At 47.9% G+C, this 18,000-nt stretch carries 8 protein-coding genes; all 8 read right to left on the reverse strand.

Features of this window, described 5'->3' with window-relative positions; genetic code table 11:
* Positions 1-17: 17 nt before the first annotated feature.
* Positions 18-1,775, reverse strand: coding sequence for a RagB/SusD family nutrient uptake outer membrane protein (locus tag DW657_RS05360; protein WP_118311693.1), 1,758 nt, complete (start codon positions 1,773-1,775; stop codon positions 18-20).
* Positions 1,776-1,824: 49 nt separating this feature from the next.
* Positions 1,825-5,028 (reverse strand): TonB-dependent receptor, encoded by a 3,204-nt coding sequence (locus tag DW657_RS05365; RefSeq protein ID WP_118311694.1) that lies wholly within the window; start codon positions 5,026-5,028, stop codon positions 1,825-1,827.
* A 319-nt stretch (positions 5,029-5,347) separates the two neighbouring features.
* Positions 5,348-8,317: a two-component regulator propeller domain-containing protein gene (locus DW657_RS05370; RefSeq protein WP_118311695.1), complete on the reverse strand. Its 2,970-nt coding sequence runs from the start codon at positions 8,315-8,317 to the stop codon at positions 5,348-5,350.
* 211 nt (positions 8,318-8,528) lie between these two features.
* The gene (locus tag DW657_RS05380; protein ID WP_147381888.1) at positions 8,529-8,729 is read right to left on the reverse strand and encodes a DUF6722 family protein; all 201 of its coding nucleotides are present in this window, start codon (positions 8,727-8,729) and stop codon (positions 8,529-8,531) included.
* Positions 8,730-8,889: 160 nt separating this feature from the next.
* Positions 8,890-10,815 carry a glycoside hydrolase family 13 protein gene (locus DW657_RS05385; protein WP_118311698.1) on the reverse strand — a complete coding sequence of 642 codons (1,926 nt, stop codon included), beginning with the start codon at positions 10,813-10,815 and terminating at the stop codon, positions 8,890-8,892.
* A 53-nt stretch (positions 10,816-10,868) separates the two neighbouring features.
* The gene (gene pulA, locus DW657_RS05390; protein ID WP_118311699.1) at positions 10,869-12,839 is read right to left on the reverse strand and encodes a type I pullulanase; all 1,971 of its coding nucleotides are present in this window, start codon (positions 12,837-12,839) and stop codon (positions 10,869-10,871) included.
* Between the two features lie 101 nt (positions 12,840-12,940).
* Positions 12,941-15,076 carry a glycoside hydrolase family 97 protein gene (locus DW657_RS05395; protein WP_118311700.1) on the reverse strand — a complete coding sequence of 712 codons (2,136 nt, stop codon included), beginning with the start codon at positions 15,074-15,076 and terminating at the stop codon, positions 12,941-12,943.
* A gap of 217 nt (positions 15,077-15,293) precedes the next feature.
* Positions 15,294-17,972: a 4-alpha-glucanotransferase gene (locus tag DW657_RS05400; RefSeq protein WP_118311701.1), complete on the reverse strand. Its 2,679-nt coding sequence runs from the start codon at positions 17,970-17,972 to the stop codon at positions 15,294-15,296.
* Between the last annotated feature and the right edge of the window lie 28 nt (positions 17,973-18,000).

An 18,000-nucleotide genomic window follows, 5' to 3' on the forward strand; every position in this document is an offset into this window, starting at 1 on the left:
TCTATATTGTGATATTGTTACTTGCCCAAGTTTACTACTGGGTGAACTGTCCATCCTCTTCCGAAGAAATCAGAAGAGTTGTCTGTATTGGTATTCGCAGAGTTACCTGCCAGGTTAGGGTTATCGTTCAGCAAGCCCTGAAAGATTGGCAGGAACTCATGACCCGGTACGTAGGTATCGTAAGAGCTCTTCACCTCAGGATCAACACCTACCAAAGAGTAGCTGACAGCTTCCTTTGCCTTGTATGGAGAACGGCGGAAGGTTCCGTGTTCCTTCAACTGAGCCAAACGACCCTGATCATAGAAGAATCCCCAACGGATCAGGTCGTAACCACGACCATACTCGCAACCGAACTCCTTAGGACGCTCTACATTGGCAATCTGCTCGAAGAGCTTATCCTTGGTATCGAAATCTGAGAGGCTCAGATCCTTCAGGCTGGCACGCTCACGAACCTGATTGATCCAGTCGATAGCCTGCTGTGTAGGACCATTTACCTCGTTCTCGCACTCTGCAGCACGAAGCAATACATCTGAGTAACGCATCATACGGAGGTTGATACCGCAATGGAGACCTGTAGTTACCTTGTCATAAAGGTTGGTACGGAAATTAGTCCACTTAGCGATAGGGAGACCACCATAGTTGTTGTTGGTGATGATGGTATCATTAGGAGTCATTTCGCTCTTGTAAGCTACATTGCCATTCTCGAAACCAATCCAGTCAGACTCGTAGGTACCGATAGTCCAGTAGAGACGAGGATCGAGCTTGCCATCCTTGGTACGCTCCTGCTTGAAGAGGTTGTACAACCATGGAGATGCAGAGAGGTCTGCCCATCCACCGAATCTTCCTGGAGCAAAGTTAGACTCTACGGCATGACCCTGTGTAGCGTTAGGACTGGTATTGACAGGAGTCCACTCATCATCCACACCCTGTGAACCGTAGTCGAGATACTGAATCTCGAAGAGGCTCTCGTCATTGTTCTCGTAAGCAGAACCCTCACGGAAGTTGTCGCCATAGTTAGCCATCAGCTTGTAAGAGCCATACTTCTTGTTCATGATATCCTTGAGCACGGTAAGCGCATCGCTATACTTATGGCGCTGCATCAGAGTGCGGGCATAGTAGCCGGCAGCGGCACCACAGGTAGCACGACCCTTTGCCCACTCGCCACCTGCATCACGGGAAGGAAGAAGAGTCATTGCCTCAGCGAAATCCTTCTCCACCTGGTCGAGCACATCATCGTAAGTACTGTTCTTGCCATAGAGACCATCCAGAGTAGAATAGTTGGCATAATCAGTAATCAGCGCAGGATTCTGGTAATATCCTGCCAATGTATAGTATGAATAACCGCGGAGGAAGAGAGCCTGTCCCTTGATCTTCTTCATGTTCTCTGAGAGCGAAGCATCATCGCCTGTGGTACGTGAGAGGATGAAGTTACATACATTAATAGTATAGTAAGCCTCACGCCAAGGCCAGAATGAGATTTCATCAGTCACAGGGTCGTTCATATCATCGAAAGGCATGTACCACACCTGTGATGAGTTCCATACCTCATCGCCACGTGTTACATCGAGGGTATAACCCACACGTGCCGAAGAACCTTCCATACGAATATGGTTGTATGCTGCAATAACGCACTCTTCCAGATCATCAGCATTGAAACCGAAGGTTCCAGTGGTCTGCTGGTTAGGATTGGTAACATCCAACTTGTCCTCGCATGAGGTGGTAGCCATAGCACCGAGGCCAAGGAAGAGAGCTAATGATAATTTATATAGTTTCATATCAAATGTCCTTTTAAATAATGATTCTTATTCTTGTCTATTCTCATTATTAGAATGTGAAATGGAGACCACACATAAACGTTCTGGCACTTGGGAAAGAGCAGAAGTTGTAACCTGGGGTAAAGGTACCGCCGGCGTAGTCCACATTATATCCATGATAGCCTGTGAAGGTGTAGAGGTTCTGTGCTGATACATAGAGACGTACACCACTGACATATCCACCAAACCACTTGTCTGGGAAGTTGTAGCCCAATTCTACGTTGGCTATCTTCCAGTAAGCAGCATTCTGAATCTTGCGAGAACTGAAGAGGTCGTTCCATGCCAATGTTGCATTGTTGGCAGCGTAGGTACGTGGAACACTTGAAAGGTAGGTACCATCCTCTGACCAGCGGTTGGCATCCAGCATGCCTACTTCCTTGTTACCATAGCCGTAGCAAGAGTTCAAGCTATTATAGATATCATCTGATACATGATAGTTCAAAACTCCGTAGGTAGAAATGTTGAGGTCGAAGCCCTTATACTCCATGTGGGTGCTCAAACCGAAGTTCACCTTTGGAAGACCACTGCCCAATACGGTCTGGTCGTATGCATCGATTACGCCATCAGGAGTTCCTTCTGGACCAGAAATATCCTTATAGAGGCAATCACCTACATTGACACCCTGCTGAGTTGCGTGGTTGTCGAGATCTGCCTGTGTACGGGCGATTCCCTCGTAAACCCAACCATAGAACTGACCGATCTCCTGACCTACGTAGGTAGCGTATGCACCAGAGATGTAAGAGTCCTTACCGATACCCAGAGAAGTTACCTTGTTCTTCAAGGTACTCAAGTTGGCACTGATGTCATACTTGAAGGCGTGGTCACGGTTGCGATAGGTTGCGCTGAACTCGAAACCACTGTTCTCCATAGAGGCAGCGTTCATGGTAACAGAGGTGTTGGATACACCTGTCTGTGCAGGAACAGGAACAGAGTAAAGCAAGTCCTCTGACTTGTTCTTATACCACTCGGCTGTGAACTCCAGGCGGTTGTTGAACATCGCCAGGTCGATACCCACGTTGGTAGTCTTCTTCTTCTCCCATGCGATATCGTTGTTCACAAAGGTAGAAACGGCAGAACCGGTTACAGGACTGTTGCCGAAGCTGTAAGTCATGTTGTTACGGTTCATGGTAGCCATATACTGGTACTCACCGATGTTCTCGTTACCGAGCTCACCGTAGCTGGCACGAATCTTGAACATGTTAACAATATCCTTACTGATTGGGAAGAACTTTTCCTTATCGAAGCGCCAGCCCAAAGATACAGATGGGAAGGTTGCCCAACGGATGTTCTTGCTCAAACGGGAGCTACCATCACGACGTACTACTGCAGAAATCAGGTACTTCTCAGCATAGTTATAGTTCAAACGGCCTACGTAAGAAGCCAGGCTATGCTTGAATTCGTATGACTCAGAGTAAGTGTTCTTGGCATTCTGAAGCTGGAGGAAGTAAGGCTCTGTGAAGTTGATACCCCAACCTGTCAGGAGGTTGGTATTCTCCTCTTCGTAGGTCATACCGGCGAGCAGGTTGATGTTGTGCTTACCGATTGTTCCATTGTAGGTAATGGTATTCTCAACCAAGGCGTCGCTGTAGTTGCGTGAGCCCTTGGTAAGACGCTCGTTCTCCTTGGCAAGATATACACGGTTGCTCTGAATCCAGGAAGGAATCCAGGTCTTATCCTTTGCCTCTGTCTTGCTGTAAGAGAGGTTTACATTATAGTGAAGACCATGGTTCTTGCTCTTGATACCTACCATGCCCAACAAATCTACATCGGCAGAAGCGGTACCTACGAAGCGGTCAACCAAGGTGTTGCGCTGCAGGAGGTTATTAACCAGCAATGGGTTGGATGCAGAGATGTCACCATGTACGCTGTCATAGTAAACACCATAACCGTATGCATCGTAGCGATAACCGTTGGCAGCACCTACCTTGTCATCGAGAACCCATGTTGAGTTATCGTAAGCCTTGATAGTTGGCTGCATCAGAAGTGTACCACGGAGCACGTTGGTTACATCACCATAAAGACCCTGAACATACTCTGAGGCATTGGAAAGACCCATGTTGTCCTGGTTGGAATGAGAATAAACCATGCTGGTGCGGAACTTCACGAACTTGGTGTCCATGGTATTGTTCACACGGGCTGTGTAACGCTCGTAGTTAGGACCTGCACCTTCCAAGGTACCCTTCTGGTTATAGTAGTCGAGAGATACATTATAAGTACTGTGAGAGCTACCACCGCTGAGGGCTACGTTGTGATTCTGGCGGATACCAGTCTTGAACACTTCGTCAAACCAATTTGTATTGGTAGCATCCTGGAAGTGATACTTGCCATCCTCGCCCATCTTGTAACCACCAGGCAGAGGAGTATTGGAGTTAGAACAAGCCTGACCCAGGTAGTTGCTATACTGGTCGGCGTTCATCACGTCATATACATCGCCAGGAATCTGGTCAACACCGAAGTAACCAGAGTAGTTCACCTTCAGAGGCTGGTCTTTCTTACCATTCTTGGTTGTGATGATAACGACACCATTAGCTGCACGAGAACCATAGATGGCACCCGCAGAAGCATCCTTCAAGATCTGGATGGTCTCAATATCATTAGGAGAGAAATCACGGATAGTGGTACCCATTGGCACACCATCGATGACATAAAGAGGAGCTGTGCTACCGAAAGAACCGATACCACGGATACGTACGCTTGGGTCGGCACCTGGCTGACCATCGGATGTAATCTGCACACCAGCTACCTTACCTTCGAGCATGGTAGAGATGTTGGAGTTAGATACCTTCTTCATCTCCTCTGCATTGACGATAGCTACAGAACCAGTAAGGTCTGCCTTCTTCTGGGTACCATAACCCACTACGACAACCTGTTCGAGCAACTGGTTGTCTGAAGAAAGCTGGATAGGTTCGAGGATAGCGCGTCCGCGAACGGCAATCTGGCGCTCCTTGAAGCCCAAATAGCTAACCAAAAGAGTAGCGTTAGCTTTTACTTTGATCTCGAAGTTACCATCGAGGTCAGTTACAGCACCGGTCTTGGCATCCTTGGTCTTCACTGTTGCACCAATCAGAGGTTCACCCTGATCATCTACAACCTGTCCCTTGACTGTAATCACCTGGTCCTGTGCTACAGCGGCCATAGCGGTCATCGGGGTTACGAAAGAAGCACCACCGACAGCTCCTAGGCATAGCATCATAGAGAATAATTGTTTCCTCATTGCTTAAAACTTTTTAGGTTTATGATTTTGTTTATTCTAATTTTCTTTGGTTTGTTAATTTTCAAACGGTTTGTTTGTTACTGCAAATCGGTTTGATCGTTAATTTTCGGTGGCAAAAGTACAATTAATCACTATTAAGTAGGTGGACAAACGTAAATAATAGGTGGACAAACCGCATAAACAGTAGATTTTTCCGTTTATTACACACTTATCCACTAGTTGTGCACCCGCACATACAAAGCAAGGAGTCGCTTGACTTAAATCAAGTGACTCCTTGTTGTATTTTGGTTTCTTAACAATTATACACTTCCAAACACACCTACTCGTCGAGCGAATCCTTATAGGAAGAAGGTGACACACCATACTGCTTGGTAAAGCAACGGGTAAAATACTTCGGATCATTGAAGCCCACACGATAGGCTATTTCCGTGATGTTCCGGTTTGCCACTTTTTCTGTAATCATCTTCTTCGCGATGTCGAGACGATAGTTGCGGATAAACTGGGCGGTAGGCTGACCAGCCTCAGCATTCAGCATCTTACTGAGCACACTGCGGTTCATCCGCATTTCATCAGCCAACTCCTGCACACCGAACTCCGAGTTATCGTAGTTCTTCTCCATCACCTCCATCACGATATCCATAAACGGACGCTCCTTTTCGGCTACCTGTTTCCTGTCTGCCTCTATCGACTTCTTCTGACTATCCTGATAGCGCTTCTGGTTCTCCAGAATCATCTGGATGCGACTCTGCAACTTGCCCGGTTCATCACTATCCTTCAGAGCAGCCTCTATCGGACGATAGAGTTCCTCCACCTCGCGTTCGCGCATCTTCTCCAGTCTGCTGGTATAGATGTAGAGCAGGAAGGCGATGAAGGCTATCACCATCAAGGAGACAAACCACCAGCTCTTCCAGAAATAAGGAGTCACCTTAATATCTACTGAAATAACCTGCTCCTTATCGGAATCGAAGGAAGGAATATACTTCACTTCAAACTGATAGCTGCCCGCTGGCAAGGTGGAATAGCGTACACTGTGCTGTCCCGGTTTCAGCTGAACCCAATCATTCTCATATCCCTTCATGCGATAGAGATATACACCCTGACTCTCGCTGCCATAGTTCAAGGCAGAAAAGAAGATCGTAAACGACTTGTCGCTCTCATGGATGCACAACCTTTTGGCAATGGATATATCATCGTCCAGATAATCACTGCCGGCAAACACCGGCTGGTTATCTACCAGAAGTTCGGTAAAACGCAGTCTGGCTAAGTTATGAACCGCATGGTTCACACCCGTAACCGCCATCAATCCCTCATCGGTACCCAGGTAAATCTTACCCTTGGCATCACGGATGGCACCATTGAAATAGAACTGCGAACTGAGCAGTCCGTCCTCACGGGAATAACTGCTGAAGGTCTCGGTCTTCGGATTGAAGATGGAGAGTCCATTATCCGTGGCTATCCATAACATACCCTGGTTATCCTCTACAATACCCTTCACGGTATTGTTGGCTAATCCATTATTCGTGGTGAAGGACTTCACGTATGTCTTTCCCTCCTTATTATAATTATAGCAATACAAGCCGTAGCCATTGCTGCCCAGCCAGATCTTGCCATCCTTCGCCAGACAGAAAGAGAGAATCTTGTCTATCACGCCACTCTCTGGGGCATCCAACTTATACGGATGATATTCGACGGCAAACTCGCCCTTTCCACGAGAACGGGACTTCAGATTGATCTCCACCATACCCTGCACACATCCCATCAGGAGCTTGCCATCTGGTGTAATCAGGTTTCCGATGCAGCCACGCACATTCAGACAGCCCTTGAAAGGCTCAATCAACTGCTGACGCTTCAAATCGTAGAAGAAGAGACCATCATTGGTTCCCAGCCACATACCATCATTGATAGGATCATACACCAGTGCTCCTGCAAAATTCAGGAAAGGCTGATGCTTGGCATCTACCACAAGAGGAATGATCCTGCCCGGCTGCTGGAGATTCATCACAGCAATGCCCGTCCCCCAGGTGCCTATCCACAGATTCCCCCGGTTATCGGCAGCAAGCGTGGAAACACTGTTGTGGGGCAAACCGGAATTTGCCATTGTATAATGGGTAAAGTTCCTGCTGCCTGGAGCCAGAGCATTGAGTCCGCCCTCTACGGTTCCTACCCACAGGGTGCCATCCGGGGCTGCATACATCGCATTCACCGCATTCGGAGAAAGACTGGCAGGATTCGCTGCATCGTGCTTGAAAAATTCCAGTTGCAACTGGCGTGGTGCCAACTTGGTGATACCACCTGTTTCGGTACCTACCCAGATCTGTCCATCCTTAGACAACAAGCTGTTTACAAAGTTGCTACTCAACGGATTCACACTGCTACAATTCCAATGCTCGATCATACCAGTCTTATCATCTATAATATCCACACCACAGAGAGTACCCACCAGAAGCTTATCATCCTCTGTGATGGCAAGACTCGTTACCACCTCATGCTGGAGTGAATGATCGGTTGCCGAACAGTGGAATTCCTGCTTGGCGCTGTTAAACAAGCCACGATTGGTAGCCAACCAGATTTTTCCGTGATAAGATATGACGGCTCCCGCATAACGGGAATCGAGTTTAGGGAACAGAGAAGATATATTCTTAACCACCAACTGATTGTTCTTGACCGAGAATTCACTCACCACTCCATTATTGCACATCACCACCGTGCCATTGCCATATACATCACAAAGACCGAGATCAGGAGCATTGTAAGGGTAGCTGATGGACAAGACACTATTCACCTCCCCCTTCTCATTGAAGGAGAAACGGGTAAGGAGATTTGCAGCGACCATCCATACATTTCCCTTGGCATCGCAATACATTCGGGTGCAAAGGTTCTTGAGTGCTTTGTTGAGCTGAGCTTCTACCTTTTCATTCTCACAAGGTGGAATGATGGGCTGCATCGTTTTGAGGTCGAGCACCTGCGGACCTTCCTCGAAAGCTATCCAAAGGCGCTTGAAATGATCTTCATACACATTGCGACAGCTATTGCTTCGCAGACTGATACCGGATGAGCCCAGATTGAAGTTCATATAATTGAATCCATCATAACGTACCAGTCCACCACCATGCGTACTGATCCAGACGAAACCGTATGAATCCTGGAAGATATCATCCGCAAAATTATTAGGCATTCCTGCCGCCATATTGAGATAGCTTACATTAAAGCGACTAGGAAGGCTGCCTTGCGCAAAACTGCTCAAGGTTATGAATAATGCTGCTATCAGGGAAAGAATGTATCTAGTCATTAACTATTCTTTTGCTCTTTTCTGTCTTCTATCTTAACGTAAATGAAAGAACCAACAGCAATCAAAGCCAGAAATATATACATTCCTAATAATCCGTAATCCATATTATTGCCTTTTCTGTTCTTTGCGATCATCAATTTTGGCATAAATAAATATTCCTGCTGCCAAAAGCAACAAAAAGCCATACATAATAAACAATCCAGTATCCATACTATTTTCCTTTCTTTTTGTTATTTTTATCTTTGTCCTTTCGTAAACAGTACAATCCTAAGACAAACAGCAAAGCCGCAACTACAACTGCACCTATTACAACCCATGTTGAGTCATCTTGACCAAACATTTTAGCTAAAACATAGCCCGTTATCAAATATTTAGATATATCTAATAGCCATTTTCCTATTTCTCCAAACATTTTTATTAAGTTTTTATACTTCTGCATGCAAAAGTACGAAGAAAAAATGAAACCAAAGAATTTTTATCAAGAAAAAAACGTTCCTAGAAGTGTAAAAACACAATTCCAGGAACGTTCATATAGGAATATACTTGCGTTGGCAATCGCAACTACTTGCGTTTTAAAATTCAAGTATCATAGTCTGGCGAGGACGAAGCTTCACGTTCTTGTTGATCAGAACGGTACGGCCATTCGTTACATCCGTAGCCTTCTCTGCATTGCCGATAATCTCAGCATAGCGGGAAACATTCAGTTCGTTGGCTTCCTTCTTGCCATTGATGATGGTCATCACGGTCTTTCCCTTATACTGGCGGGCAATGACATACACACCCTTCTGTGGGCAGAACTGGGTCTGCTTACCTTTGGTGATGACCTCGTTGCCCTGGCGCCAATGCAATAATCTGCTGAGCCAGTCGAACATCTGGTTTTCTGCCTGTGTTCTACCCTCGGCAGTAAAGGCATTGTGCTTGTCACCAGCCCAACCGCCAGGGAAGTCCTTGCGCACATTGCCATCGGTCACGCTCTTGGTACCATTCATCAGCACCTCGGTTCCGTAATAGAGCTGTGGGGTGCGGTTGACGGTGAGGAGAAGAGCCAGCGCCTGCTTCAAAGCCAGGGTATCCTTGCCTTCACCCAGAAAGCGGTCGGTATCGTGGTTCTCTACGAATGCCATCACGCTCTTTGGGTTCGGATAGAGATAGTCGTAGCAGAACACGTTGTAGATGCGGTTCATGCCGTTCCACCAGTCATCAGTCTCCTCGTTCTTCGCACTATTGATGCGGTCGAAGAAAGCGAAATCCATCACGGTAGGCAGATAACTGTTCTTTTCTGAGAGCTTGCTGTCCTTTTGCCAGGCAGCAGTATAGGCAGGCTCGGTTACCCAAGTCTCACCCACGGTATTGAAGTGAGGATATTCCTCGCCCAGCACCTTCATCCAGTGTGCCATCGCATCACGGTCGGCGTATGGATAGGTATCCATGCGGATGCCGTCGATGCCCACGGTCTCTATCCACCACTCACTGTTCTGAATCAGATATTTGATGACGTGCGGATTGCGCTGGTTCAAATCTGGCATAGATGGAACAAACCAGCCATCCACGGTTTCTGTGAGATCTACCTTGCTGGCGTATGGGTCGAGCACAGGAGTCAACTTATAACTGGTCTGGAGATACTTGTCGTTTACCTTGGCAGCACCATCCACGGTACCTATCTTCTTCTGATGCTCAGGAGTCTGATTTTCCGGAGCAAGCCATTCTGGAGCATTGAACCAATCCTTTGATGGCATATCGGCTACCCAAGGATGATCGAAACCGCAATGGTTGAAAATCATATCCATCACCACCTTCAATCCCTTCTTGTGAGCCTCAGCAGTAAGCTGCTTGTACTCCTCGTTGGTACCGAAGCGTGGATCTACACGATAGTAATTAGTGGTAGCGTAACCATGATAGGTACTGTTCTTGCCATCATTAGGACTGTCATTCTCCAAGACCGGAGTAAACCACAGGGCGGTTACGCCCAACTGGTTGAAATAATCCAGATGCTGGCGGATTCCCTCCAGGTCGCCACCATGACGAAGACTAGGTGCCGTGCGGTCGCAGGTCTTGTCACGCATGTTCTTGAATGCATCGTTCTTCAGATTGCCATTGGCAAAGCGGTCGGGCATCAGCATGTAGAGCACATCCTCGTTAGAGAAACCGATGCGCTTGTCACCCGCCATCTCACGGTTCTTCAACACATACTTCACCTTCTTCGACTGCTTGCCCTGCTTGAAGTTGAGCGTCATCTCTCCTGCCTTGGCACCATCGAGATTGAGATACACCAGCAGGTAGTTAGGAGAATCGAGGCGGGCGATGCTATCCACCTTCACACCCGGATAATCCACCGTAACATCGGCATTCTTGATATCCTTTCCATACACCATCAGCTGGAGCGAAGCATCCTTCATGCCCACATACCAGTCGGTAGGTTCAATGCGGCTTACATTGACTGCCGCATTCATACTTATTGCGCTACCCATAAGCACTAATGAAGCTATTATCTTTTTCATATTTTATACCTTATTATATATAAAGACTATTTTTACACCTTATTATATATAGACTATTTCTGATAAAGAATCAAGGCAGACTGAGGGGCAACCTCTACTTCTTTGCCAGAGATGAAGCCCAGACCTTCCTCGTTGATGACACCATTGCAGCAAGCCACGGTGTAATTGCCCTCAGGAATCAGCATCTTCTTTGCCTGCTTGTTGAAATTATAGATGACTACGATATGCTTCCAGGCATCAATGCCCTCCAGGCTCTTGAGCTGGAAACCTACGAGGCAAGTCTGCTTGTTGCCATTGGCATCCTGACTAGGCAGGAACTCCAGATGCTGACGCACCTTATCACCTGTAGAAAGACGGAAGGCAGGATGGTTCTTGCGGAGCTGAATCAGATTCTTATAGAAGGTGAATGCCTGTGGATACTTCTGCAGATTGGTCCAGGTAAACTGGTTGATGCTGTCTGGAGAATTGAAACTGTTATGCACTCCCTTCTTGTCGCGAAGCATCTCCTCACCGGCAAGGATGAAAGGCACACCCTGCGAAGTGAAGACGCAGGTCTGGGCAAGCTGGTCGATGCGGAGCAATTCGGCAGTACGCATCTCTTCAGAGATTTTCTTGTCTGTCAGGGATGGGATGCTTGCCTTCAATCTATCAACCAAGCACATATCATCGTGGCAGCTTACATAGCTGATCTGCTCGGTTGGGTTGTTGGTCCAAGGCTTCTTGTCATAGTTCACCTTGGTCATATCGACCTGCGGATGAGCAATGCCACCCACGATACCGAACTTCAGACTCTCCTCCTCGCCAGGAAGACCAGCCAGGAGCGCACCCTTATGGTCATCAGAGAAAGGACCACGGAGGGCATCGCGCATATCATCGCTGAAAGCACCGATACCATTCAACTGATGGGTGTTCGCCTTCATGGCAAGTTTCTCCGTAGGATAAGCACAGCTGCCTGCACTCCATCCCTCACCATAGATATAAATGCTAGGATCGATGCGGTTTACCATCTCACGGATAGCCTGCATGGTCTCGATATCGTGAACACCCATCAGGTCGAAGCGGAAGCCGTCGATATGGAATTCATCAATCCAGTACTTCACGCTCTCCAGCATAAACTGGCGCATCAAAGGCTTTTCAGAAGCTGTCTCGTTGCCGCAGCCGGAACCATCGCTATACTTACCCTCCTTGGTCTTGCGATAATAATAATCAGGATAGGTACGCTGGAAGTTACTGCCATTGATATCGAAGGTGTGATTATACACGGCATCGAAAATCACTCGGATGCCAGCCTTGTGAAGCGCCATCACCATCTCCTTGAACTCCTTGATACGGGTTCCTGGAGAATATGGGTCGGTGCTGTAGCTGCCTTCCGGCACATTATAGTTCTTCGGATCGTAACCCCAGTTGAACTGAGGCTTGTTGAGCTGGGTTTCATCTACGGATGCGTAATCGAACACCGGCTGGAAATGGATGGCATTGATGCCGAGGTTCTTGAGATATTCGATGGCCTTAGGTTCGGTAAGGGCGAGATACTTGCCCTGATACTTCAAACCCGATGTAGGAGAAATGGAGAAATCACGCACGTGAAGCTCGTAGATGACGAGGTCGGCTGGCGATTGGATGGCAGGACGCACATCCTTGTCCCATCCCACAGGGTCGGTATCATAGAGATCAACGATAGCGCCACGGTTTCCATTCACACCTACCGCCTTGGCAAAGGTTCCCGGCGTTTCGCCCTTACCGATATCGAAGGTATAGAACTTACCCTTCAGATCGCCCTTCACGGTAGCCTCCCATCGCTCATCGCCCATCTTTTTCATCTTCAGCGTCTTGTAAGCCTTACCTTTTTGTCCATCCTTATAAAGACGGATGGTAACAGAAGACTTGCCGGCTGTTGGGGCATTGAGAACGAACATGGTTTTCTCCTTGGAATACATCATCTCATTGAATGTCTGCTGCGCACTCAATGAAGTTGGTAAAACAGTTGCTGTCAATGCTGCAATTATTAGTTTCTGAATGTTCATTCTTTTTATAAAATTGGTAGTTGTCATAATTAAACCGAAAAAGAGTTTAGGGAAGAAATCAGAATCTTCCCTAAACTTCTACTTTTCTATGTTTCTAATCATTATTTAGCGAGCAGTGAGATGGCGAAACCACCACCACGTGCTTCTTTAATCTTCAAGACATCACCCTTCTTCACAGTCTTGTGGATGATCTGGTAAGATTTAGGATTCTTCTCGTAATCGGCAGTCTTGCCATCCTGATAGATAGCGCAAGCATACTTCTTGCCCTTATCCAGGAAGTCGAGCTTTACTACGGATGTACGGGCTGCATCAGTCTTGCCACCAACAAACCAGTTATCGGTGCCCTTAGCCTTGCGGGCTACGGTGATATACTTAGCTGGCTCTGCTTCCAGGTACTTGGAGTCGTCCCAGTCGCAAGCTACGTCGCGGATGAACTGGAAGGCATCGTCGTACTTTTCATAATGCTCTGGAAGATCGGCTGCCATCTGCAAAGGACTGTACATCACGAGATAGAGCGAAAGCTGACCACAGAGTGTGGAATGAACATAGCTCTGGTTGTTGCTCCACTCAGAAAGCTTGGTTTCGAAGATACCAGGAGTGTAATCCATCGGACCACCCTGCAGACGGGTGAATGGCAACATCACGGTGTGATAAGGCTTGCTGCCGCCAAATGCCTCATACTCTGTACCACGGGCACTCTCGTTACCCACCAGGTTAGGCCAGGTGCGGCAGATACCTGTAGGACGGGTTGCCTCGTGGGCATTTACCATGATATGATGCTTGGCAGCTGTTTCAACCACACGCTGATAGTGATTGTTCATCAACTGGCTATAGTGATACTCACCTCTTGGGATGATATCGCCCACATAACCGGTCTTCACGGCATCATAGCCATATTTGTTCATCAGATTGAAGGCATCCTCCAGATGGCGCTCGTAGTTGAGAGCAGCAGAAGAGGTCTCGTGATGCATCATCAGCTTCACGCCCTTGGAATGAGCATAGTCGTTGAGCATCTTGATATCGAAGTCAGGATATGGAGTTACGAAATCGAAGACATCGAGCTTCTGATGGCCGAACCAGTCTTCCCAACCTTCGTTCCAGCCTTCTACCAGCACCTCCTGCAAACCGTTCTTGGCTGCAAAGTCGATATAGCGCTTTACTTCCTCGTTGGTTGCACCATGAGTGCCATTAGGCTTGCACTTGCTGTAATCGGTTACACCGAGGCGAACAGATGGCAGGTCGTTGGTATAGCTCCAGGTCTTGGTGCCAACAATCATATTCCACCAAACGCCGCAGTACTTGGTAGGATGAATCCATGAAGTATCCTCGATCTTGCAAGGCTCATTGAGATTCAAAGTCAACTTGCATGAAAGCATATCACGGGCATCATCGCTCACCATCACGGTACGCCAAGGAGTATTGAATGGAGTCTGGATGAATCCCTTTCTGCCCACGGCATCAGGAGTCAACCAAGACTCGAAGGTCAATGTCTTCTCGTCGAGGTTGAGGTGCATGGTTGGATAATCCAGACAGGCAGCCTCGTGGATATTGATATAGAGTCCATCCTTGGTCTTCATCTGGAGAGAGGTCTGAACGCCGGTATCCGAGAAGACGGTGGTAGATGAATTGCTCTTGTAAGCTTCACGGTTTTTCGCAATAATTGGGCGGATACCTGTCAACGGAGTAATGTTGTAGTCATACTCCTGGGTATCGTAATCACCAGGAATCCAATAGGCAGTATGATCGCCTGCCATGGCAAACTGTGTATGCTCCTCCTGGATTACGAAATAGTTAAGGCTTTCCTGCTGTGGGAACTCATAGCGCAAGCCCATACCATAATCATACACACGGAAGCGGATAGTGATGTTACGCTTGGAAGATGCCTGATTCAGGTTTACCTCCATCTCGTTATAGTTGTTGCGGATGGTAGCAGTCTCGCCCCATACTGGCTTCCAGGTTTCATCGAAGGTCGATGTCTTGCTACCGGTCTCTGTGAAACCATCCATCAGACTGGTTTCTTCCATGCCCTTAGAGGCATGCTTATCCTTAGCCAGCTCCAATCCGAGATGAGATGGCTTGCACACAGTCTTTCCCTTATAGCTCATCTCGTAGGTAGGCTGTCCCTTTTCGGATAAAGAGAAAGTTACCGAGACGTTGCCGTTAGGCGACTTGACGGTCTGGGCTGCTGCCAACATCGGGAGCAAGAGACCCATCACTAATAAATTCAGTTTCTTCATTCTGTTTACCTATTGTTTATTCTTTTGTTTATTCGTTAGACTATAGGATATAGCAGCACCGGCAATCAGGAAAACAGCTTCCGTTGCACGCGCTTGCATTATTGCTTGCAAAGATACGAAAAACAAAAATACCCTCCTAAAAATAGAAGGGTATTTTGATGTATAACAATGTGCAAACGGTTGCACACCTTTATTTCTTGTTTGAAGAGTCACCCGCTTAATTGCGACCGCCCTGTGCCACAAGCTCTGTAATGTTAGCCATAAACTCCTTGTTGGCAGCCAACTCCTCCAGACTGAGGTGCATGCGATAGCGCCAGTAGTGCTTTGGATTGGCAGGAATGTTGATGCGCTCGGCTTCAGCATCCGGCAGACGGAGCTTCTCATCAATGGCGAGCCAATCCTGTACGCTCAAGATGCAGAGCATGGATGGAGACGCCAGGTGACGGGCGATGATATCTCTTGCCAACCAACCTGGGAGCGGATGAGGAGCTGGTCCCTCACGATAGAGCATCGTGTTGTAATACTCCTGGGTGCGGGAGATGTTCTCGTCCCACCACATACGCAAGGTTGGCATATCATGACTGGAGATGGTACAGACAGAGCGGTATGGATTACGGCTCAGATGACCGAACTTAACCGTCGGATCCTTTGGCATACTCTGAAGCTCCAGACTCAGAATCTTCAACTCGTCCATCACCCATGGCACACAATCAGGTACCATACCCAGGTCTTCGGCACAAACCAGCATACGGGTAGCCTGAACCAGCTTAGGCAACTTCTTCATCGCCTCGCCATACCAGAACTGGTTGTTGCGACGGTAGAAGTAGTCGTTGTAAAGGCGGTTGAACGCAGCCTTGTCGTTATCATAGAGCGACTCGTAGATGAAGTCGAGCTGTGCAGAGATACGTGGGTGGAAGAGCTCAGGGTCCTTGCGGTCACGCACAAAGAGTACGTCACTGATCAGGGCATACAAGCCATCACGCAACCAGATTTCCTTCTCATCAGTTACATCCTGGAAGAGAGCCTCTACCTTGCGCTGGGTATCTACCTCAGGCTTCATCTGATAGCGCTCCTCATCCAGACGGTCGAGATATTTCTCCTTCACTTCGTCGGCACGCTCATGGAACATACGGTCCAATACCCAGTCGGTAATGAACGGACGGGTGAAGCGGTCCTCCTGGAAGTTCAAGCCGTAACTCTGAATCTCACCACGGGTCATGGCGATAGCTGGCGCAAACTGTCCGAGCAAGCCATGCACGCTATGCACAGGGATTTCCCAAATACGGAAGAAGCCGAGCACGTGGTCGATGCGGTAAGCATCAAAGAACTTCGACATATTCTGGAAGCGGCGGGTCCACCAGAGGCAGCCGTCCTTCAGCATCTCATCCCAGTTGTAGGTAGGGAATCCCCAGTTCTGTCCGTTTACAGAGAAATCATCCGGTGGAGCACCCGCCTGACCATTCATGTTGAAGTACTTAGGCTCCATCCACACATCACAACTATGGCGATGCACACCGATAGGAATATCACCCTTCAGGATGACACCCTTCGCCTTGGCATGCTCGTGTGCCTCCTGCATCTGCTTGTTCAGAATGAACTGCACGAAGTAGAAGAACTCCACGTTCTGGTATGCCTCGGTTTCAGGGTTGGTCAAATCCTTACGCTCAGCCTCATCCCAGACATTATGGTCTGGCCACTGAGAGAAGTCGGCGGTGCCATTCTTGTCACGCAGGTAAGAATACTGTGCGTAAGGCACGAGCCACTGTTGTGTTTCCTGAAAGAAAGCCTTGAAATCGGCTCCCGACATCATCTCTTTACCTTCCTGTGCAAATATCTGTTGCAGATAATCCTGCTTGAAATCATTCACCTTCTCATAATCAATCTGATGCAAGGCATTGAGCTCCTGGCGGGTCTTCTCTGCCTTCTCGCGAGCCTTCTTGTCCTTCAATGCAGGTAAGGCATTCAGATCGGCATACATCGGATGGATAGCAAAGACGCTGATGCAGCTATATGGATAGCTGTCCGTCCAGGTATGGGTGATGGTGGTATCATTGATTGGCAGAAGCTGAAGAACCTTCTGACCGGTAGATGCCACGAGATCAATCATCGTCTTGAGATCGCCGAAATCGCCCACACCGGCACTTTTCTCGCTGCGCAGAGAGAATACTGGCACCTGTGTTCCGGCAAGCTTGCGATTGTAAAGGGCGAAGAATGCCTGATCCAGTTCGTAAGTGATGGCATCACCGGCTTTCATCTCAGGAAGGTCGATGGTGCGGTTCATGGATGTTTCCCAGATCAGCGAATCCTTCTTCTCATTGTAAGCCACAAACTTGAATTCCATGTGGCGAGTCTGCAGATGGGCAGCATCCAGTTCTGCAACCCATTCATTATAAGAGTGCTGAGTCATCTTCAGCATCTTCTTGGCATTCCATGCGCCCAACAGGTTATCAGCGCCCACAACACCTAAGCGATCACCGTCGCGAAGCTGAGGAGCACGCACCACGAGGCGCACGGTCTTGGCATCATTCTGCTCCTTCATCTCTTCTGGAGCCTGATGATTGATACAGTCTGTAAAGGCACTGCTATAGAGATATGCATCCTCTGGAATCACCTTCCAATGATCATACTGGGTCAGATTATTAGCCTTCAGGGCTGTAAGTTCCAGACGATGCTTCACAAGAAGCCATTCTGTCTTAACCACCACGCCGTCTCGCTCTACACTATAATAATAGGTATAGGCTTTGGCGGGTTGTTTTACACACCAGTCAACCGACCACTCCTTACCATTGAGAGTAGCCATAGGAAGTTTCAGTTTTTCTTCATCATCCTCCTGTATGTTCAAGACGAGTTGCTCGCCGAACATTGTTCCGTATTCTATATGAAAATGTATCGTCATAAGAGTCCGTTAGAAGTTAGTTTATATT

The sequence above is a fragment of the Prevotella sp. AM23-5 genome (assembly GCF_003473645.1).
GTDB lineage: Bacteria > Bacteroidota > Bacteroidia > Bacteroidales > Bacteroidaceae > Prevotella > Prevotella copri_A.